Genomic DNA, 20,674 nt, shown 5'->3' on the forward strand with positions numbered 1-20,674 from the left:
CCTCTACTCCTTTAACACCGCATTTATATAGATGGATGGATCAGCCAATACATTCGCTGCATCCGTCATATAGGGCATAAGCCATTCTGCACCGACACCGTACGCTACCGTAATGAGTACTAGCATTATAGCCGGGAACATCATTTGACGATACGTACGTTGATCGCGAATAGGCAACTCGTTCTTCTGAGGCCCCCAAAATGCATAAATGAAAATCCGAATGACAGACAGTAACACAACTAAGCTAGAGGCCAAAATAATGATACTGCCGATCACATGATCAGCTTCAAATGCACCTTTTGTGATAAGTACTTTTCCGATAAATCCACTCAACGGAGGAATGCCGGCTAGACCGAACGCAGCGATTAAATACGTCCAACCAAGTGTTGCATGAGTTTTAATTAAGCCACCCATTTCTCGCAAGTTCGAAGTACCGGTTGCATAAATAATGATACCGATCAAGACAAACAGTGCACCTTTGATCAACATATCATGGAGTAAATAGTAAACCGCGCCTTCTAGTCCAGACGTGTTCATTTGAGCCACACCGAACAAGATGACACCTACTGCGATGATGATGTTGTAAATGATGATTTGCTTTAAATCGAAGTACGCGAGAGCGCCGATACAGCCTGCAATGATAGTGAGTAACGACAGGACCATTAAAAACTGGTGCGTAAACCCAATATCGTGTACGAAAAACAACGTATAGGTACGTGTGATTGCGTAGACGCCTACTTTGGTGAGTAGGGCACCGAACAATGCAAGAATGGGTATCGGTGGTGCAGCGTACGAATTCGGTAACCAGAAATATAAGGGGAAGATAGCCCCTTTAATTCCGAAGACGATCAAAAACAGAATCGCAATGACAGAAATGATTCCTGGTTGATTGATCTCGGCAATCTTCATCGAAATATCCGCCATATTCAAAGTACCGATGATAGAGTACAAATACGCTACCGCAATAACGAAGATAGCAGATGAAATGACGTTCACCAATATGTATTTAATGGATTCACGAAGTTGCCGTTTCTCGCCGCCGAGTACAATAAGCAAATAAGACGCGATCAGTAGCACCTCGAAAAATACGAACATATTGAAGATATCGCCTGTTGTGAAGGCGCCATTGATTCCTGTAATCATGAACAGAATCGCAGGATAATAGAAAAATCTTTCTCTTTCTACACCAATGGATGAAAAGCTATAGATGACGACAAAAATTGTAATGATAATCGTCGTCGTGACGAGCAATGCGGAGAACATGTCCGACACCATCGTAATACCGAATGGTGCAGGCCAGCTCCCGAGTGTCACGGTTTGGATTCCTTCTGTCTTCACTGTCGCGATAAGCCAGAAAGAAGCAACTAGACTGAAAGCTAATCCGATCAGTGTCAACACTCTCTGGACGACCACTTGCTCTTTGAAAAACATTAAGATCATCGCGAAAAAGAAAGGGATAATGATCGGAAATAAAAGAAGATTAATCATGTTCATCATTCCCTCTCAATTCATTCATATTATCTGTTCTGTGCACATCATACATACGATATGCCATGACTAGCATGACCGCCGTCACACCAAAACTGATGACGATTGCAGTTAAGATCAATGCTTGAGGCAGGGGATCTGCAAAATCAGTCACACCGTCGATTACAACGGGAGGCGCTGTGCCTCCGAGTCCACCCATCGTAAGAATAAGTAAGTGCGCACCATGACTGAGCAAACCAGTACCTAAAATCACTTTTAGTAAACTTCTGGATAAAATCAAATAGACGGCTGCCGTAAATAATATCCCGATGAGAATCGAAAGGATAAACTCCATCAGTCATCGCCTCCAATCGATTGAATAATCGTGATGGCGGAACCGACGACAACTAAGTACACTCCACTATCAAACAACATAGCTGTGTGAAGGGACGTATGTCCGAACAGCGGCAAGTCAAAATCACTAAATGCGTGTGTGAAGAATGGCACATTAAAGAAAATCGAGCCCGCCGCTGTCCCTAACGCAAGCAACAATCCGATTGCGGTCATGATCGTAAAGTTAAACGGTAGAATTTGTTGGATCGTCCGTAGATCAAATGCCAACAACAACAGCACAATTGCGCCTGTTGTCAACAAGCCACCGACGAATCCTCCACCTGGTGCATAATGACCCGCAAAAAAGATATGTATAGAGAATAGGAAGATGATGAAAAACACTACTTTAGCTGTGGTTTGTAAAATAACATCATTTGTTTTCATCAGTCGGCTCCTTTCTCGATACACGCAAGCGAATCATGCCTAGTACTGCAATTCCTGCAATAGCGAGAACTGCGATTTCGAAAAATGTATCAAATCCACGGTAATCTACAAGAATGACGTTGACGATATTTCCGCCAGCTGCCTCCGTCTCGACCGTATCTTTATAGTATTGGGAAATCGAAGGAATCATTTTTTGTGAGTGACTGGATAGGGCGACCAATGTCACCATCACGCCTACACTCAATGAAACAATCAGATTGACAACTTTATTGCGTTTCGTTTCCCCGTGCGTACTGAGTGCCGGCAAATGCTTGAATGCTAGCAAGAACAACGCAACGGATACTGTCTCGATTACCAATTGCGTCAGTGCTAAGTCAGGCGCTTTGAAGATAACGAAGAATAACGCGACGGAATACCCGACGCCGCCAAGCGCGATGATCGCGGCAAGACGTGACTTCGCAAATACAACAAATCCGACAGATAAAATTAACACAATAGCATTTAGTGATCCATATAATGTAATCGCTGCAAAACTGTTCATATCGAGAACGAATGCATCCTTGATAAACAAAATCGCGATGATCGTAACTGACATAAATGCGAACATATACAATAAGTATGTTCGAATCTTGCCTGTCATATAAAGACGAGAAACCCGATTCAATCCTTTTTCACTTCCACGCATCATCGCATCATAGCCATTATTCAGCGATAGCTTATCAGGCTGGATACGATAAAGCGGTTGCCATTTCGGTATGGTTAGATAAAGTAATGTACCGAATACGACCACGCCGATTGTCAGCCATAAGCCAGCAGCTCCAAATCCATGCCATGCTTTGACATGAATATCGACTGCCGACGGACTTGCGTACAATGTCGGTTGAACCGCCATGACAGCCGGTTTAATAATCCACTTCCCAATGACGTTCGGAATGAAGAACACTAGAATGACGATTGTTGCCAATATCATAGGCGAAATTAGCATGCCAATCGGTGCTTCATGCGGTTGCTTCGGTAATTGATCAAACTTCTTCTGTCCGATAAATGTTTTCAAAACAAAATACATACTGTACGTAAACGTAAACACACTGGCAATCCAAGCGACGATCGGGAACATAATGCCCCATGTATCGAAGTTGAATAATTCAAAGTGTTGAAGCGCTACCATAGATTCCAAAAACATCTCTTTACTCAAGAATCCGCTAAAAGGTGGCAAACCAGCCATAGATAATGAACCAATCGCTGCAACGGTAAAGCTAATCGGCATCACGCTCATTAACCCGCCTAGCTTACGAATATCTCTGGTACCGGTTTCATGATCGATGATCCCTGCGATCATGAAGAGCCCGCCTTTGAATGCTGCGTGGTTAATCAAGTGGAAAATCGCCGCATACGTCGCAAAGCCGAACATGGCTGCGGTCGCATGGTATGAAATAGCGCCAGCGCCAAGTAACGACATGATTAAACCAAGTTGACTGACTGTTGAAAATGCTAAAATCGCTTTCAAATCAGTTTGCTTTACTGCGAAAAATGAACCCCAGAACAGCGTTAGCAACCCGATTCCTGTAACGAGCCAAATCCAAGTGGACGCTGAGCCGAAAATTGGCGTAAATCGCGCGACCAAATAAATGCCTGCCTTCACCATCGTGGCAGAGTGTAAATATGCACTGACTGGTGTGGGCGCTTCCATTGCATCTGGTAACCAAATATAGAATGGAAATTGTGCCGACTTCGTAAAGGCGCCTAGCAAGAGTAATACTAATGCCAAAGTGAAATACGGTTGATTCAGTAGATCAGGAGCTTGGGCAATTAATTCTCGAACGGAGAATGTTTCCCCCATGATACTGAGTAAAATGAATGCCCCGAGCATCATTAATCCACCAAACACTGTAATCATCATTGATTTCAATGCGCCAAAACGTGACTTGTCCTTCGTATACCAGAAACCAATCAATAAGAAGGACGAAATGGACGTTAACTCCCAGAACAAATAGAGTGTCATCGTGTTGTCAGATTGCACGACTCCGAGCATAGCGGTCATGAAGATTAATAAGTAGACATAAAAGCTACCTAGATCTTCTTTCTCCCTATCCATGTAAAACACAGAGTACAAGACGACTAACGAACCGATTCCGGTGATCAATAGCGTAAATAATAAACTAAGACCATCTATGTATGAAGTAAACGCAATTCCAAGTGAAGGAATCCATTTCATTTCAGAAATAGCATGACCACCATCCATGACTAGCGGTAAAAAGCTCAGGTAATAGCCAAATAACACTAGAGGGACTAATAATACAAACCAACCCGTATGTATTCCTTTAATCTTCTTAAAAGCAAAAGGAACAAGTAGCGCGAAGATTACAGGTAAAAAAATCAATAACACGAATTCCAAGAAAATCCTCCTTCCAACTATGTTCTTCACATATTCAATTCCCGAGGCATAAGCGTGGGCGTATTTGTTAGTATAGCGTAAAACATTTCAAATTGCATAGACGACAGTCGAACAATTATTGCTTTATTCGACTTCCTTCTTATATTATTAGGAGGATGAAAAAATATTTTTTGGGGGTATTATGAAAAATCCATATTTGTTCAGCTATTTACCATTTGTTACGGTCTTGCTATTCAGTTTGACCTTTGGTGTATATAGTGTTGGGGAGACATTGATCCTTTTCAAGGGAATCGGTCTCTATCAAGGTATGAGGGAGTTCTTATCGGACTTTCAGTTACGTATCTTTTTATTGACAATGTATTCATTAGTATTCTTTATGCTATTCGCAGCTTTAAAACTGATTGCTGTCACCATTCATGAAACGGCCTTATTATTTTTCCTGAAAGAAGAAGCGGATGCATCGTATAGCGCGTCGAAATCTGGCGTAGTCATTTATTTTATCGGTGCACTCGCTTCGGTAATAGGTATTCAATCATGGAAGACACTAGTATTAATCTTCCTCATCACTTCATTCATCTACTTTGTTTATGTAGTCTACAAATTAAGTCCATTCATGCCACTGACACATACAGTAGGTTTGATTTTCTTTCAGATTATCATCTGGAGTGTTCTGGTGACGGGGCTCGTGTATATCATATTCCGTCTATACAACGGACTACTCGCCAGTATTCCATTAACCAATCCAGTGAAATAAATGAAAAAGCCTTGCGGATCCGAACTAACGGACCTTGCAAGGCTTTTATGGTCGCATCGTAGAGGAAAATGCCCGCAGATGAATTTTTTGGTCGCGCAGACGTGGAATGGGTGTCGGTCTGTCGTAACCGATCCAGACAGCTGACGTATAGCGATCATTCATGCCAATGGCCCACAAGTCTTTAAACGCATCAGTCGTTCCTGTTTTCGCTCCGGTATAGCTCGTTGTATAAGCAATTCCTTCGCCTGTACCGTTGACGACGACTTCTTTCATCAAGGAGCGGATGCTGTTAACTGTGGAAGGGGACCAAACCACTTTTGACGTATCCTTCCATTTATACAACACCTCACCTTTACTATCTTTTACCGAGCGAATCGCGTGAGGCGTCAAGTACGTCCCGTCGATAAAGCTCGTAGTCGCCGCGGCAAGTTCCAGTGGCGTGACACCTTTAGAAAATCCACCGAGCGCAGCAGGGTAGGAGCGGTCAGCCTCGACGACATGCTGGAAGTGGAAAGGTGCTAAATGCGAGAATGCTTCGTCGATTCCTACACGTTGCAATAAACGTACAGCCGTCGAGTTATAACTATTCCGGAATGCTTCCCGTACCGTAGTCGTACCAAACTGATAGCGGCCGAAGTTTTTCGGACAATAATTCGCAATACAAATATCACTACTGTTGACAGGGGTATCCGCATGATACGGACCACTTTCAAAAAACGGTGCATAGACAAGCAACGGCTTGATTGCGGACCCCGGTTGCCGCACCGCTTGATACGCGCGATTGAAGTCGGTTTTTTTATAGCCTGCACCTGCATACAGACTGATGATCTCCCGCATGTCATTGTCGATGACAGCAGCTCCAGCTTGCACACCACCCGTTCCAATTAGTGCATTCATTCGATTTTCATCATGCTGTTGCTTATTTTGATCCAGTGCCGTATCAATTGTTACGCCTGTGCCAATCACTTCTCGTGTACGACGATGGATTTCATTTTGCCAGCGTTGTCGTTCTTCTGGCGTTTTCGCTTTACTCATCGACGTGTTGAGTCCTTCTGTCTGCGCAATAAGGTCTTTCAACTCTTCTAATACGTACGAACTGTACATCGGATAAAACTGTTCTTTCTTCTTGACGTTCAATTGAATCGGAAACGTACTGTACGCTTCAAATTGCTCTTGTGTAATGACTTGTTGGTCGAGCATAACTCGAAGCAGTCGTATTTGACGCTCTTTCGTTTGATCGAAATGTTTGATTGGGTTATAAAGAGATGGATTATTTGGAATGGCTGCCAAAAAAGCGATTTCCGCCTCATGCAATTTCTCGAGCGGACGACTGAAGTAGTAGCTTGCTGCGCCGCCAATTCCGTACACTTGGTTGCCAAAATACATTTCATTCAAATACATTTCCAAGATTTCATCTTTTGTCGATTGCTTTTCCAACTCTGCTGCAAAGAAGAGCTCTTTAAACTTTCTTTCATACGTTTTCTCTGTCGATAAATAGCGCATCCGTACGACTTGTTGTGTAATGGTCGAAGCGCCTTGCTGTTTGGCGTCTGCCGCCGCGTTGATCGTAAAAGCTCGAATGATCGCTGCGATATCATAGCCCCGGTGTTCATAAAACGTCCGGTCTTCACTTTTTAAAAACAACTGCCGCGTGAAAAACGTCATTTCTTGCAAGTGAATTGGCTGCCGCCATTCCGTATATTCTTCCGCAAATAAAGTCCCGTTACGGTCTTTCATTTGAATAGGGGAGATCATGGTAGGCACTTCCAATTGAACTGTATCACGAATAGACGCATGCAATGTTTCCGTCTTCACGGTTTCTTCGTGGATTTGATTTTGGATAAATAATAATAGCGGAACGCAAGCAAGCGTAATCACTAATGCAACCGTTTGTTTCAACTACCTAGCCCCCTGTACTCTCACATAGCTATAAAAAAATATAACATATCTTGACAACTGTCGCCTGAATCAAAAGGGAATAAAAAACCACGCAACCTATAAAAAGGTTACGTGGCTAAAATTACGCGTGTTCATTCGCTTCACCTTGCCGGTCTTCTAGGAAGTGTTCGAAATCCTGTGTAGGCCGTCGTACTGCCATAGATAATAACAAATATCCGACTATGAACAATACGCCTGTCACAATGAATACTGCAGGAATCCCAATATACCCACTGACAATTCCGCCAAACATTGGTCCTATAATATTACCAAGGAATCGGAAGCTTGTGTTATATCCCATGACCTCACCTTGTACTTCCAGTGGCGCTTCACGACGAACAAGCGCTGTCGTAAGTGGAATCATACCGCCTGTCGAGATCCCAAATAAGAACCGCAACAAAACCAGTTGCCAAAGTGACGTAACAAACGCCTGTGGGATGATGAAGAGGAAAGACATGATGAGTAGAAGCCCAAGGATTTTTTCGTATCCGAGATCGTCGCCTATCTTCCCCCAATACCTAGCGAATAGTAAGTTGCCGAGGCCCGTTGCACTGAACGTCAATCCTGCAAGGAACGCTACATTGGTTGCAGCATGGGTCAAATCTGCTACGTAGAGTGACAGCAACGGCTGAATACTGAAATTCCCGACTTGGATCAACGTCGTGACAAGCATGACGTTAAACATCAGACGGTGTTTAAACAATCCACCTAAAATGACTTTCCGCGAATACTTGACTACTTTCCTCGCTTTTACCCGTGCGCCCTCCTTGATTCCAAATAGCACAAGCAGTGTCGCAATCACTACGGAAACGGACGTGATGATGAAGGTGTATTCAAAACCGAACGTATCAGCCATGAGACCACCAAGAACGGGGCCAAATAACATTCCCGCGACACCACCCATTTGCAGCGTCCCGAGCATCTTACCCGCTTTCTCACGAGGTGTCTGAGATGAAATGAAAGCTAATGAAGTCGGTAAAAAACCTGTAACTAAACCCATCAGTAATCTCAATACAAAAAAGATTTCCACGGAGTTGACAAAGCCCATCAAAAAGACTGAAATGGTAATCCCGAAACCATTAATGAGCAATATAGGCTTGAAGCCGAAGCGATCCGCAAAACGCCCCCAAATAGGTGACATGACTAGCGCGGTAATAAAGGTAGCACCAAAAATTAATCCTGCCCACTTCTGGACGTATGCATCAGAATAATCCCCAAACGTTTCAATATATAACGACAGGAATGGCATAATCATCGTCATCGTTCCCGCTACAAGAAAGTTCGTGATCCAGATGATAATGAAATTTTTCTTATGTCGACTCAACGTTGAACCGCCTTCCTCCTGTAAAGTTTCGATAAGTATTAGTATAAAACAATTCGATAGTCGAAGGAAACATAGTGCTTACATCAAGAGTTGGGGTGGATGGAGTTTCTGCCTCTTATGAGGATGTACATTGACATTTATAATTTAAAGACAGTGTAAACGCGGAGGGCTTTGAGCGGTTGCAAGGCGTGTGTGAGCGCTTATAGCTTGTCATAGAGCGGTTAACAGTAAAGTATGAGCGGTAACGGATCGCGATAGAGCGCTTGGCGTTGATGATAGAGCGGTTATGCATGAACAATGAGCGCTTACACGAATGAATGAGCGAACTCGCAATGTACCTAGGAGTAGATCAACGTCATCCTCTCCTGATACTGCGCCTTTTCTACGCACAATAAATATTGTCAACTAACTGTCACAGTTACAATTATCGAATTTTGCCATCATATATGATAGACTGTTTTCATACACAAAACATGTACCAAAATGAACAAGCACGTAAATTTGAGGAGGAATATCATGTATCCACAACTATCGACTGAAGTAGCAGAAAACGAAGCACTAGTTACGATGAACACAACAATGGGGCCTATCAAAATAAAGCTTTTTAAAGAGCAAGTTCCAAAAACAGTTGAAAACTTCTTGACGCACGCTGAAAATGGCTATTACGACGGTATTATTTTCCACCGCGTTATCCCTGAATTCATGATTCAAGGCGGAGATCCAACTGGAACAGGTATGGGCGGAGAAAGTATCTATGGCAACACATTCCAAGATGAGTTTACTATGGATCTATTCAACTTGCGTGGCGCACTATCTATGGCGAACGCTGGACCAAACACAAACGGTAGCCAATTCTTCATCGTACAAGCATCTTCACTTGCAGGCGCTTCGGCGGCACAATTGAAAAATGGCGGATGGCCTGAAGAAATTGCGGATGCATATGAAGCAAACGGCGGAACACCACACTTGGATCAGAAGCACTCTGTATTTGGTCAAGTAGTAGAAGGAATGGACGTTGTTGACAAAATTGCTAATGCGAAAACTAACCGCGACAATAAGCCAAATGAAGAAATTAAAATTGAATCAATTGAAATCATCCGAAAGTAAGCGGATTTGATTCATAGGGGGAAACTAGCATGGACTTCGTTCTATTGATGCCGTTTCTTTATTTTCCTGAAGATAAATCAGAATACATCCCAGCAGCAATCTCTTTCGTCATCTTCATGACGCTCATGCTGTTCGTATTTCGTTGGATTATTAAGAAATCCAAACGGCAGGAAGAGGAAACGAAAGAGCTGGAACAACGTATTTTAAAAGAACGACAACAACATAAAAATTCAGGACATCCCATCGATTGATTGGGATGTTCTTTTTTTATCCATCGGTCTCGTAAACTGTCAAAATATTTCTAACTGTTCTCTTGCTAGCTGTTGTGCTATTATTAAAAGAAAAACAAATCAGGTGACGAATCATGCAAACCATGGAAATGAATAAAAAAGCAGTCTCACTTCTTAAAAAATGGGATCCTTTCGAAGAAGGGGAATATGCGTATGGTGCAGAAATTGCCGCAATAGTGACGGAGCTTCATCGTGTAGATCATCCAGTAGACTTAGCCAAATGTATTCGTGATATCTATGAGCACACCCATGAAATATGGATACCTTTAGAGAACTGTATGGAGATATCCTACAAACTAATTGCTATTAAATATGAAGCCAAATCGATCGTTCAATATTAAATGCTCAACGCCATCTATTCGGATGGCTCTTTTTTGTTCAAAACTACGAAATATGGTATACTTTGAAACGGCCATAGTGGCAGACTAGATACTACTTTAGATTGGGAGCTGTTTTGCATGTCTCACAAATTTGCAGTAGGAGATGAGCTGACCGGAAAAGTTACCGGAATACAGCCATACGGTGCGTTTGTGGCGCTGGATGCTTCAACGCAAGGTTTAGTGCACATCTCTGAAATCACGTATGGATTTGTTAAGGATATTCATGAATTTTTGGAAGTTGGGCAAGAAGTTCACGTCAAAGTATTGGATGTGGATGAAGGAGCTAGTAAAATTAGTTTGTCGATACGTGCATTACAGGAGCCACCAAGTTCTTACTTGAATCACTCTCGTTCTCGTCAATCATTGCAAGAACGCGTAGATCAGCAAGATGCAGATGGCTTTAATTCACTAAAAGATAAACTGCAAGGTTGGATTGAACAATCCGGACGTTGATAATTGGACTGTCGCAGAAGTTGTTATAACTTTTGCGACAGTCCTTTTGTGTTTTTTGGAATCACTACGACAGCAGATGGCTCCCACGATGAATCACAGACAGCAAGTACGCTTACTACTTTAAAGACGCATTCGTATAGTTAGGGTAAGATACTGTGAGGTTGTGCGTTTCTTCACCAGAAGATCAACGGTGTTCTATCACTTACTCCTTCAATTTCTTCAACCGATACTGCAAGTTCTGTCTACTCATACCGAGGGAGTTGGCAGTTTTCGTAATGTTATGATCATGCAACTTCATTGCTTTCTGAAGATAATACTTCTCGGCTTCTCGTAAATACTGATCAAATGGTAACAGTTTTGAGTCGCTCTGCACGATAAAGTCTCTTGGTTGTGAAGCATCATTGGCTACTGCCTCGACCTTCATCTTAAATTGCAAAGGTAACATATCAAGAGTCAACGTATCTTCTGTTGTGCGCATGGATGAAACTTCGTCCAGAAGTAGCTCGAGTTCTCGCAAATTCCCCGGCCAATCGTATGCCAGAAGTAACTCTTTCACTAGGTCATCGATTTTCGTCAGTCCTGTACCTAATGACTCTACTCTAATCTTTAAATACGATTCAGCGCAAGGGATCATATCTTCTGGCCGCTTCCGTAGTGGAGGAATTCTAATGGCGAAGGACGCGAAAAAATAATAGAGCTCCTTTAGCAATGTGCCCGATGCGATCAGTTCGACTGGGTCGTCACCGATACTCGCGATGAATTGATGGGTAGGTGTTTTCTGCAAGACGTAGAGCAATGCCTGCTGCAAAGAAATCGATAAAGCATCAATTCGTTCGCAAAATAATGTCATAGGCGGTTGTTGTTGCAAAGTTTCTTCGAGTTGCTGGATGATATCTGTGTCAGCATGCAGACAATGGAATGTGTGGAAAATCCGTTCGTTTCCTGCAGAACCATAGTGAATAGCCTCAGCAAGATTATCCTTCCCTACACCTGTTTCTCCAATCAATAAAACTGGCAAGTCAGACGCCGCTGCTTGTTCCGCAGTGGAAATGACCGACTTCATGGCCGATGATTGAGCAGTGATTTGATTGAAAGTAATCGGTCCACGATTTTTACGTAATGGTTGTAAAACGAATTTTTCTAATGCCGTAATATCTTGAGCAAACTCAATTGCGCCAATCAATTCCTGCTGCTCATAAATAGGGTAGGTGTCATTCATCGTCGTGATCTCTACTTTATTCGTATTCCAGTACCTCTGCTTAACCCGCAATTGGGGCTCTCCACTTTGTAATACTTTCAATAACGTGCTTTCAGTCTTGTCAAAATTAAATAGTTCCAAAATAGAATGGTCTTTTATATCTTCAATATTCAATCCTTCGATTTCTTTCATTTTGCGATTGTAGACAATTGTTCGTCCTGAATGATCTACAGCATGTATACCGATAGTTGCATGGTCCACTGCAAACTGATTGCAAATATCCAATATATTTTCATGTATGCTCATTTAAAACACCTTCCTAACATAGTACTTATCGGGTTTCAGTTAATAAATTAATAGAATTAAAAAATAATTACAAGAAAACACTTGCAATGTGCAATGTTTTCTTGCATTATTATAGATGTAAACGCTAACAAACGCAAATTAATTTTGCGTACCTACTATTAAAGGAGGATTTGATTCCAAATGATTCCATACAAACACGAACCATTCACTGATTTTACAGTTAAAGAAAACCGCGAAGCGTATGAAGAAGGTTTTAAAGTCGTAGAAAGTTATATTGGGCAAGATTATCCGCTAATTATCGGCGGTGAACGTATAATGACAGAGAAGAAATTAGCATCCACTAACCCTTCTGATAAAAAAGAAGTGATTGGTAATGTCTCGCAAGCTAGTCGCGATTTAGCGGAGCAAGCGATGACTACTGCAAAGGAAACATTCGAAACTTGGAAGAAAGTCAAGCCGGAATTTCGTGCTGATGTATTATTTAAAGCAGCTGCCATCGTCAGACGCCGCAAGTTTGAGTTTTCTGCGTTACTGACAAAAGAAGCAGGTAAACCTTGGAATGAAGCGGATGCAGATGTTGCTGAAGGGATCGACTTCATGGAATATTACGCTCGTCAGATGCTTACACTAAAAGAAGGTATGCACGTGGAGAGTAGACCAGGTGAATACAACCGATTCGATTATGTACCACTTGGTGTAGGTGTAGTCATTTCACCGTGGAACTTCGCATTTGCGATTATGGCAGGGACAACAGTAGGTGCACTTGTGACAGGAAACACAGTCCTGTTGAAGCCGGCTTCAACAACAACAGTCGTTGCGTATAAGTTTATCGAAGTCTTGGAAGAAGCGGGTATGCCAACTGGTGTCGTCAACTTCATCCCAGGATCGGGTTCTGAGATTGGTGACTACTTGGTCGATCACAAAGACACTCGTTTCGTTTCATTTACAGGTTCACGTGAAGTAGGCACACGTATTTTCGAACGCGCGGCAAAAGTACATGACGGTCAAATTTGGCTGAAGCGTGTAATTGCGGAAATGGGCGGTAAAGATACGATTGTTGTCGATAATGAAGCGGATTTGGAGTTGGCTGCGCAGTCTATCGTTTCCTCGTCATTTGGATTCAGCGGCCAAAAGTGTTCAGCATGTTCTCGTGCAATCATTCATGAAGATGTCTACGATGAAGTGGTAAAGCGCGTAGAAGAGATCACGAAGTCATACAACTGGGGTGATCCAATGGATGGAAACAACACAGCCGGTCCAGTTATTGATCAGGCGGCATTCGATAAAATCATGGATTATATTGAAATTGGGAAACAAGAAGGACGTCTCATCGCAGGTGGAACTGGCGATGATTCAAAAGGTTATTTCGTAGCGCCTACTGTATTCGCAGACGTTGATCCGAATGCACGTATTTCTCAAGAAGAAATCTTCGGTCCGGTGGTGGCGCTTTCAAAAGCCTCGTCGTTTACAGAAGCCATTGAATTTGCAAACGATACAGACTACGGGTTAACAGGTGCGGTCATCACGAAGAACCGCCACCATATTGAGCAAGCTCGTGAAGACTTCCATGTAGGTAATCTATATTTCAACAGAGGCTGTACAGGCGCTATCGTTGGCTACCAACCATTTGGCGGTTTCAATATGTCCGGTACGGATTCAAAAGCTGGTGGACCTGATTACTTGCAGTTGCATATGCAAGGTAAAACTACGTCAGAGATGCTGTAAATCGTTAAAGTGAATTTGAAGGAGTGAAAGGATATGACGAAAACGACGAATGTTATTGAAAAAACGGAAAAGTACGGTGCGAATAACTATAATCCGCTACCGATTGTAATTTCTGAAGCGGAAGGTGTCTGGGTAAAGGATCCTGAAGGTACTAAATATATGGATATGTTGGCTGCCTACTCTGCACTCAATCAAGGGCATCGCCATCCGAAAATCATTCAAGCGCTGAAAGATCAAGCAGATCGTGTAACGCTAACTTCACGTGCATTCCATAATGACCAATTGGGACCGTGGTATGAAAAGATGGCTAAGCTTTCAGGTAAAAATATGGTATTACCTATGAATACTGGTGCAGAGGCAGTGGAGACTGCTTTAAAAGCAGCGAGACGCTGGGCGTATGATGTGAAAGGTGTAGCAGGCAACCATGCAGAGATCATCGCATGTGTAGGGAATTTCCACGGCCGTACACTGGGTGCGGTTTCATTGTCATCCGATGCTGAATATAAAAAAGGATTCGGTCCATTGCTACCGGGCATTAAGTTAGTAGAGTACGGGGATATTGATGCGTTGAAAGCGGCTATTACTTCCAATACTGCTGCATTCCTGATTGAACCGATCCAAGGAGAAGCTGGAATCATTATTCCTCCTGAAGGATTTATGAAGGAAGCTTCTGAACTATGTAAAAAAGAGAACATTCTCTTTATAGCGGATGAAATCCAAGCAGGACTCTGTCGTACAGGTGAAATGTTTGCTTGTAACTATGACGGTGTCACACCGGATATGTATATCCTCGGTAAGGCACTTGGTGGGGGAGTATTCCCGATTTCTTGTGTACTTGCGAATGATGATATCCTAGGGGTGTTCAATCCGGGATCTCACGGATCTACATTTGGTGGAAATCCAATGGCGTGCGCAGTATCCTTAGCGGCACTTGAAGTGTTGGAAGACGAGGAACTTGCGAAGCAATCCAAAGAATTAGGAAACTATTTCATGGATGAGTTAAAGAAATTAACACATCCTTCAATCAAGGAAGTACGTGGACGCGGATTATTTATTGGAATGGAATTAACAGAAGAAGCACGGCCGTATTGTGAAGAACTAAAAGAACTTGGTTTATTATGTAAAGAAACACATGATACAGTAATCCGATTTGCTCCACCATTAATCATTACTAAAGATGAGTTAGATTGGGCATTGGAAAAAATCCGCACAGTATTTAACAAGTAAGTAACACTCTACCACCAAGCTTTTGTCGGATGAAAAAATTCGGAAAAGATTTGGATTCGATATGTGGATGTTTGGATATGCTCGTGTTATAATGTGTCCGTGAAAGACAATAACAAACAAAGAGGCGAGCCATACAATGACAGAAAACCTGAATCTATTTACGTCTACACAAGTTGTAATAAAAGATGCACTTGAAAAGCTAGGCTATGATGAAGGAATGTATGAACTATTGAAAGAACCACTTCTTATGGTAGAAGTGCGTATTCCTATCCGTATGGACGATGGAAAAGTAAAAGTATTTACCGGATACCGCGGACAACACAATGATGCAGTCGGACCGACAAAAGGTGGAATTCGTTTCCATCCTAACGTAAGTGCTGACGAAGTGAAGGCGCTTTCTATGTGGATGACACTAAAAGCAGGAATTGTGGACTTGCCATATGGCGGTGCTAAAGGCGGTATTTTATGTGATCCGCGAGAAATGTCGATGGGTGAATTAGAACGTTTGAGCCGTGGCTATGTGCGTGCACTTAGTCAGGTAATGGGACCTGCAAAGGATATTCCGGCACCGGACGTCTTTACGAATTCACAAATCATGGCATGGATGATGGATGAATACAGTAAAATTGATGAATTTAACTCACCTGGTTTCATTACAGGAAAGCCAGTCGTACTCGGTGGTTCACATGGCCGTGAGCGCGCAACAGCTGAAGGTGTAACAATCATTATTAATGAAGCGGCAAAACGCCGTAATATCGATATGAAGGGTGCACGTGTGATCATCCAAGGATTCGGTAACGCAGGCAGTTTCCTATCCAAGTTTTTACACGATTCAGGCGCGAAAGTAATCGGTATTTCCGATGCATACGGTGCATTGTATGACCCTGATGGTTTAGATATCGACTATCTACTCGATCGTCGTGACAGTTTCGGAACAGTCACTACATTATTTGACAATACGCTAACCAATGCGGAATTGCTCGAAATGGAATGTGATATTCTAGTTCCAGCTGCAATTGAGAACCAAATCACAGAAAAGAATGCGCATAATATCAAAGCAAACATCGTAGTGGAAGCAGCTAACGGTCCAACTACTTCAGAAGCGACAAAAATCCTGACAGATCGCGGCATCCTACTAGTACCTGACGTATTGGCTAGTGCTGGTGGCGTGACAGTATCGTATTTCGAATGGGTTCAGAATAACATGGGATATTACTGGTCTGAAGATGAAGTACGTGAAAAAATGACAGCGAAGATGGTTCAGGCATTTGAAAATGTTTATAACATAGCCACTACACGTAACATCGATATGCGTTTAGCAGCATATATGATTGGTGTACGTAAAACAGCGGAAGCAAGCCGTTTCCGTGGTTGGGTATAATAATAATAAAAGGCATCTCCTCGAGTGTGAGGAGATGCCTTTTATGTTTGTTCGAAAGATGAAGCCGGTCGAATTTCTTCACTAGATTTCGGTTCCTCTTCTCTGCGCCAATACGTAAAGAGAACTTGTAGCGCCATAAGACCAGATAATCCGATGACGATATAAAGAAAGCGTGCTAATGGCTGATAGGCGCCTTCTGTTAGTTGAGCGATGACGTCGAAACGGAAAATCCCGACAACACCCCAGTTTAATGCCCCGATTAGCGCGATCGCTAACGTAAGTTTTTGCAATGTTTCCATTTTATCTCCTCCTATAAAAAGTATATCCTGTTTTTAGAACACTATACTTGCATCGTAAATACATCTTTTTCATAATGGAAAGTAAGAAGAAGGAGGCGTACGTTTTGGATAATTTTATTTTCAACAACCCCACTAAATTAATTTTTGGTCAAGGTCAACTGCAACATTTGCCTAAAGAACTCGAAACATACGGTAAAAAGGTATTGCTAGTATATGGTGGTGGCAGTATTAAGCGCAATGGCCTATATGATGAGATAATGAAATTGTTGAAAGACCATGATTTTGAAGTAGTAGACATGCCGGGCGTTGAACCGAATCCTCGGCTGTCGACTGCTATAAAAGGTGCAGACCTTTGTAAAGAACATAATATCGATGTGATTATCGCAGCGGGTGGAGGATCTGTAATTGACTGTACGAAGTTGATTGCTTCCGCGGCGAAATACGACGGTGATCCATGGGATTTCGTCACAGGTAAAGCAACACCTAAAGAAGCGCTACCATTCGGGACGGTGCTGACGATCACTGCAACTAGTTCAGAAATGAATGCGGGATCTGTCATTACGAACGAAGAGACACAGGAGAAATATGGTTGGGGCGGACCGTTAAACTATCCGAAGTTCTCTATCTTGGATCCGAAATATACATTGTCCGTGCCGCTTGATCAAACAGTCAACGGTATTGTCGATACAATGTCCCACATTTTCGAGCAATATTTCCACACTGCAGATAATGCTTTGTTTCAAGATGAAATTTGTGAAGCAGCATTACGCTCCGTTATGAAGACTGGAGAGCAACTGGTGAAAGATCCAGAGAATACAGAGCTTCGCGAATCCATGATGTTTGCGGGCGTTTGGGGATTAAACGGATTCCTATCGATGGGTACAAGAGGGGACTGGGGTACGCATAATATCGAACACGCCGTATCCGCTGTTTACGATATTCCTCACGCTGGCGGTTTAGCGATTTTATTCCCGCATTGGATGAAGCACACATTCCCGAAAAATCCACAACGCTTTGTACAGTTGGCTGTTAATGTTTTCGGAGTAGATTCAGCTGATAAGACGGATGAAGAGATTGCAATGGAAGGAATCGACCGTTTAAGTGCTTATTGGAAGGGGATTGGCGCGCCTGTCACACTAGCGGATTATGATATTGATGACTCTAAATTAGAGTTGATAGCAGAAAAAGCTGCCGTGAATGGTCCGGTTGGTGGATTTGCTAAGTTATCTAAGGATGAAGTTCTAACTTTATTGAAAGCTAGTTTGTGATTAGTGTAGTGAAATGTTAATTGATTAAATAAAGAAACTGAAAGCAAACACTACGAATGAGTTTGCTTTCAGTTGATCACGTCAGGTCACGTCGACTTGGCGTTTTTTTATGGGTAAATAACGAGTTCTACCGATTCTACATAGGAAAGCGTAGTGAGTTCTATATAGAGCGTAGAGGTAGATTTTTTTGGATGAGCCATAAGTTTGAATTGTAATTCGTGATGATATTGATGTTCAGGTGTCTGGAATTGTCTAATACGCAAATGATCAATTTCCATATGTTCTTCATTCAAGTATCTAATGAGATCATCAATTTTAGACTTTTTAGTAATGATAATCGTACAATTCGCTTCTTTAGTACGCAACCGCTTAGGACCGAATCTACCTAATAAAGGCGCTATTAGCTCAATAACGATCATTACACTAATTACAGTGAAGAATGCTTCGATATAAAAACCTGCACCTACTGCAATACCGATTCCTGCTGCGCCCCAAATCATCGCAGCGGTAGTCAGCCCTGTGATATTGTCATTATCCCTACGCAATATAGCCCCGGCCCCAAGAAAACCGACACCGCTGACGATTTGAGCGGATAGCCGCAAAGGGTCCATAGTAATATTGATGTCATTACGAGAAGGTACTAAATAAGCTGCTTCCATTGAGATAATTGTCAATAGACAACTGAAGGTGGCAATGACTGCACTCGTTTTTAGCCCAATAGGCTTCTTCTTGATCTCTCGCTCTACACCTATAATGATACTAAGTACAAGGGCAATGCTAATTTTGATTAGTGCTTCTACATTAAATGAATCGGCAAGTATTGTTAACATAAATCATCCTCCTTCACTTACATAATAGGAAGATTACCTATATACTCTCTTTAATACGGCAATCGACTTGTACATGCCTCTCCTTCTATTGTAATGGGAAGAGAGATAGAAAGAGAAGTGATATTATGAATAAACCATTAATTCATCCCTACATACCCATTGCGCTTGGTGTACTCACTGTCGGTTTATCAGCAATTTTTGTAAAAATGGCCACGGCAGATGCGGGTGTCATCGCCTTTTATCGTATGTTCTTTTCAGCTGTTATTATGCTTCCGTTATTCTTGATCTCCTATCGCAATGAATTGAAATCGTTAACGAGAAGGGATTGGCTTTACACTACATGCTCAGGAATATTTCTGGCAGTCCACTTTATACTATGGTTCGAATCCCTCAACTACACGTCAGTTGCTAGCTCGACTGTATTAGTGACGCTTCAACCAATATTTGCGTTAGCAGGTACGGCATTATTCTTTAAAGAAATTATTACAGGAAAGATGTTGACTGCTGTATTCATTGCGTTAACGGGAAGCTTCATTATTAGTTGGGGAGATTTCCAAGTAAGTGGTGTTGCGTTATTTGGAGATTTACTAGCGTTACTCGCTTGTGCATTCGTTACAGCGTATTTATTAATAGGTCAGAATGTACGTAAAAGAATCTCGCTCGTGACGTACACATTTCTTGTTTACTCCGTAAGTTCGGTTGCACTGTTTTTCTATGTTCTCGTCACACAAGAACCTTTCTTCGGATACCCCACTGCAGATTGGGGATGGTTTTTAGCTTTGGCGATCTTACCAAATCTGTTGGGACACACGTTATTTAACTGGGCAGTCAAGTGGGTGAGCACAAATGTAGTATCAATCGCTATTCTGTTTGAGCCAGTACTCGCTTCAATCGCTGCATATTTTGTGTTGCATGAAAAAATAACTGCACTTCAATTTGGAGGCGCAATCGTTGTCCTGACAGGGGTTTTGCTGTTTGTCGTGGATATAAAAGCAATAAAGAAAAAACTTTTTGCGAAAAACACTTGATTTCTCTATACGATTTATTGTATATTAGTTCTTGTCGCTTCGGACGTAATCGAAAACAACATAAAAAACTTCTTTTGAAAAGTTGTTGACTTCGACAAGCTTCGAGTGTAATATAGAGAAGTCGCTTTTATACGACTGACAAACACGAACCTTGAAAACTGAACAGCAAAACGTTAACGAAATACAGTTTGTGTATCTAACGATGACATAAACAAAATGAGTATCTTAATTGATGCCAGCAAATGAAACTCGAGCTAATCGATTTTTCATGTAACTGGTTGACGAGATGTTGTGGAGTGCTAGGAAGTGATCGAGCGAAAGAGGGAGCGTACTCAGGTACGTGACCGATTGAGCGAGTGAAACTGACGACGCAATCCGCGGCATATCGTCTACCAGTATTATGGAGAGTTTGATCCTGGCTCAGGACGAACGCTGGCGGCATGCCTAATACATGCAAGTCGAGCGAACTGTTGGAAGCTTGCTTCCTTCAGTTAGCGGCGGACGGGTGAGTAACACGTGGGCAACCT

The 20,674-nt window shown here is 42.3% G+C and carries 19 protein-coding genes and 1 rRNA gene; 11 read left to right on the forward strand and 9 right to left on the reverse strand.

Annotated features, from left to right (window positions below; genetic code table 11):
- Positions 1–3: 3 nt before the first annotated feature.
- Genes CSV80_RS14145 through CSV80_RS14160 form a run of 4 tightly spaced genes read right to left on the reverse strand, consistent with a single transcriptional unit; the run spans position 4 to position 4,639 of the window.
- The gene (locus CSV80_RS14145; protein WP_099671258.1) at positions 4–1,488 is read right to left on the reverse strand and encodes a Na+/H+ antiporter subunit D; all 1,485 of its coding nucleotides are present in this window, start codon (positions 1,486–1,488) and stop codon (positions 4–6) included.
- Positions 1,481–1,822 (reverse strand): Na(+)/H(+) antiporter subunit C, encoded by a 342-nt coding sequence (locus tag CSV80_RS14150; RefSeq protein WP_029054413.1) that lies wholly within the window; start codon positions 1,820–1,822, stop codon positions 1,481–1,483. Before CSV80_RS14150 ends, CSV80_RS14145 begins: the two co-directional genes overlap by 8 nt.
- A complete protein-coding gene (locus CSV80_RS14155) occupies positions 1,822–2,244 on the reverse strand; it encodes a Na(+)/H(+) antiporter subunit B (protein ID WP_029054412.1) in 423 nt (140 codons plus the stop codon). Before CSV80_RS14155 ends, CSV80_RS14150 begins: the two co-directional genes overlap by 1 nt.
- On the reverse strand, positions 2,231–4,639 hold the full coding sequence (locus tag CSV80_RS14160; RefSeq protein ID WP_099671259.1) for a Na+/H+ antiporter subunit A: 2,409 nt from the start codon (positions 4,637–4,639) through the stop codon (positions 2,231–2,233). Before CSV80_RS14160 ends, CSV80_RS14155 begins: the two co-directional genes overlap by 14 nt.
- Positions 4,640–4,820: 181 nt before the next feature.
- Here CSV80_RS14160 and CSV80_RS14165 point away from each other — a divergent pair, with 181 nt between their 5' ends.
- The gene (locus CSV80_RS14165) at positions 4,821–5,393 is read left to right on the forward strand and encodes a DUF5366 family protein (protein ID WP_099671260.1); all 573 of its coding nucleotides are present in this window, start codon (positions 4,821–4,823) and stop codon (positions 5,391–5,393) included.
- Positions 5,394–5,438: 45 nt separating this feature from the next.
- Here the strand turns inward: CSV80_RS14165 and CSV80_RS14170 are convergent, their stop codons facing one another.
- Together CSV80_RS14170 and CSV80_RS14175 are read right to left on the reverse strand one after the other, a co-directional pair.
- Entirely contained in the window at positions 5,439–7,292 is a 1,854-nt protein-coding gene (locus CSV80_RS14170; protein ID WP_099671261.1) for a transglycosylase domain-containing protein, read from the reverse strand.
- A 121-nt stretch (positions 7,293–7,413) separates the two neighbouring features.
- Positions 7,414–8,655, reverse strand: coding sequence for an MFS transporter (locus tag CSV80_RS14175; RefSeq protein ID WP_099671262.1), 1,242 nt, complete (start codon positions 8,653–8,655; stop codon positions 7,414–7,416).
- Between the two features lie 516 nt (positions 8,656–9,171).
- Between CSV80_RS14175 and CSV80_RS14180 the strand changes: the two genes are divergently transcribed.
- From CSV80_RS14180 to yugI, 4 genes are all read left to right on the forward strand, one after another.
- Entirely contained in the window at positions 9,172–9,762 is a 591-nt protein-coding gene (locus CSV80_RS14180; protein ID WP_099671263.1) for a peptidylprolyl isomerase, read from the forward strand.
- Positions 9,763–9,791: 29 nt separating this feature from the next.
- On the forward strand, positions 9,792–10,013 hold the full coding sequence (locus tag CSV80_RS14185; RefSeq protein ID WP_099671264.1) for a hypothetical protein: 222 nt from the start codon (positions 9,792–9,794) through the stop codon (positions 10,011–10,013).
- 113 nt (positions 10,014–10,126) lie between these two features.
- On the forward strand, positions 10,127–10,393 hold the full coding sequence (locus CSV80_RS14190; RefSeq protein ID WP_029054405.1) for a DUF1871 family protein: 267 nt from the start codon (positions 10,127–10,129) through the stop codon (positions 10,391–10,393).
- 117 nt (positions 10,394–10,510) lie between these two features.
- Complete coding sequence (gene yugI, locus CSV80_RS14195; RefSeq protein ID WP_029054404.1) at positions 10,511–10,885, forward strand: S1 domain-containing post-transcriptional regulator GSP13; 375 nt, start codon at positions 10,511–10,513, stop codon at positions 10,883–10,885.
- Between the two features lie 202 nt (positions 10,886–11,087).
- On the opposite strand, the gene CSV80_RS14200 is transcribed toward yugI, so the two are convergent.
- Complete coding sequence (locus CSV80_RS14200; RefSeq protein WP_099671265.1) at positions 11,088–12,389, reverse strand: sigma 54-interacting transcriptional regulator; 1,302 nt, start codon at positions 12,387–12,389, stop codon at positions 11,088–11,090.
- Positions 12,390–12,569: 180 nt separating this feature from the next.
- Here CSV80_RS14200 and pruA point away from each other — a divergent pair, with 180 nt between their 5' ends.
- The 3 genes from pruA to CSV80_RS14215 all read left to right on the forward strand — a co-directional run bounded on the left by pruA (position 12,570) and on the right by CSV80_RS14215 (position 16,722).
- A complete protein-coding gene (pruA, locus tag CSV80_RS14205) occupies positions 12,570–14,114 on the forward strand; it encodes an L-glutamate gamma-semialdehyde dehydrogenase (RefSeq protein ID WP_099671266.1) in 1,545 nt (514 codons plus the stop codon).
- A gap of 33 nt (positions 14,115–14,147) precedes the next feature.
- Complete coding sequence (locus tag CSV80_RS14210) at positions 14,148–15,341, forward strand: ornithine--oxo-acid transaminase (protein WP_099671267.1); 1,194 nt, start codon at positions 14,148–14,150, stop codon at positions 15,339–15,341.
- Positions 15,342–15,477: 136 nt separating this feature from the next.
- On the forward strand, positions 15,478–16,722 hold the full coding sequence (locus CSV80_RS14215) for a Glu/Leu/Phe/Val family dehydrogenase (protein WP_099671268.1): 1,245 nt from the start codon (positions 15,478–15,480) through the stop codon (positions 16,720–16,722).
- A gap of 41 nt (positions 16,723–16,763) precedes the next feature.
- Here the strand turns inward: CSV80_RS14215 and CSV80_RS14220 are convergent, their stop codons facing one another.
- Positions 16,764–17,021, reverse strand: coding sequence for a DUF378 domain-containing protein (locus tag CSV80_RS14220; protein WP_099671269.1), 258 nt, complete (start codon positions 17,019–17,021; stop codon positions 16,764–16,766).
- A gap of 104 nt (positions 17,022–17,125) precedes the next feature.
- Here CSV80_RS14220 and CSV80_RS14225 point away from each other — a divergent pair, with 104 nt between their 5' ends.
- The gene (locus CSV80_RS14225; protein ID WP_099671270.1) at positions 17,126–18,289 is read left to right on the forward strand and encodes an iron-containing alcohol dehydrogenase; all 1,164 of its coding nucleotides are present in this window, start codon (positions 17,126–17,128) and stop codon (positions 18,287–18,289) included.
- Between the two features lie 107 nt (positions 18,290–18,396).
- On the opposite strand, the gene CSV80_RS14230 is transcribed toward CSV80_RS14225, so the two are convergent.
- The gene (locus tag CSV80_RS14230) at positions 18,397–19,119 is read right to left on the reverse strand and encodes an MgtC/SapB family protein (RefSeq protein ID WP_099671271.1); all 723 of its coding nucleotides are present in this window, start codon (positions 19,117–19,119) and stop codon (positions 18,397–18,399) included.
- Positions 19,120–19,244: 125 nt separating this feature from the next.
- Between CSV80_RS14230 and CSV80_RS14235 the strand changes: the two genes are divergently transcribed.
- Together CSV80_RS14235 and CSV80_RS14240 are read left to right on the forward strand one after the other, a co-directional pair.
- Complete coding sequence (locus CSV80_RS14235) at positions 19,245–20,147, forward strand: DMT family transporter (protein ID WP_099671272.1); 903 nt, start codon at positions 19,245–19,247, stop codon at positions 20,145–20,147.
- A 397-nt stretch (positions 20,148–20,544) separates the two neighbouring features.
- Positions 20,545–20,674, forward strand: a 16S ribosomal RNA gene (locus tag CSV80_RS14240); the annotation flags it as partial.

It is taken from the genome of Sporosarcina sp. P12(2017) (assembly GCF_002743035.1).
Taxonomy (GTDB): domain Bacteria; phylum Bacillota; class Bacilli; order Bacillales_A; family Planococcaceae; genus Sporosarcina; species Sporosarcina ureae.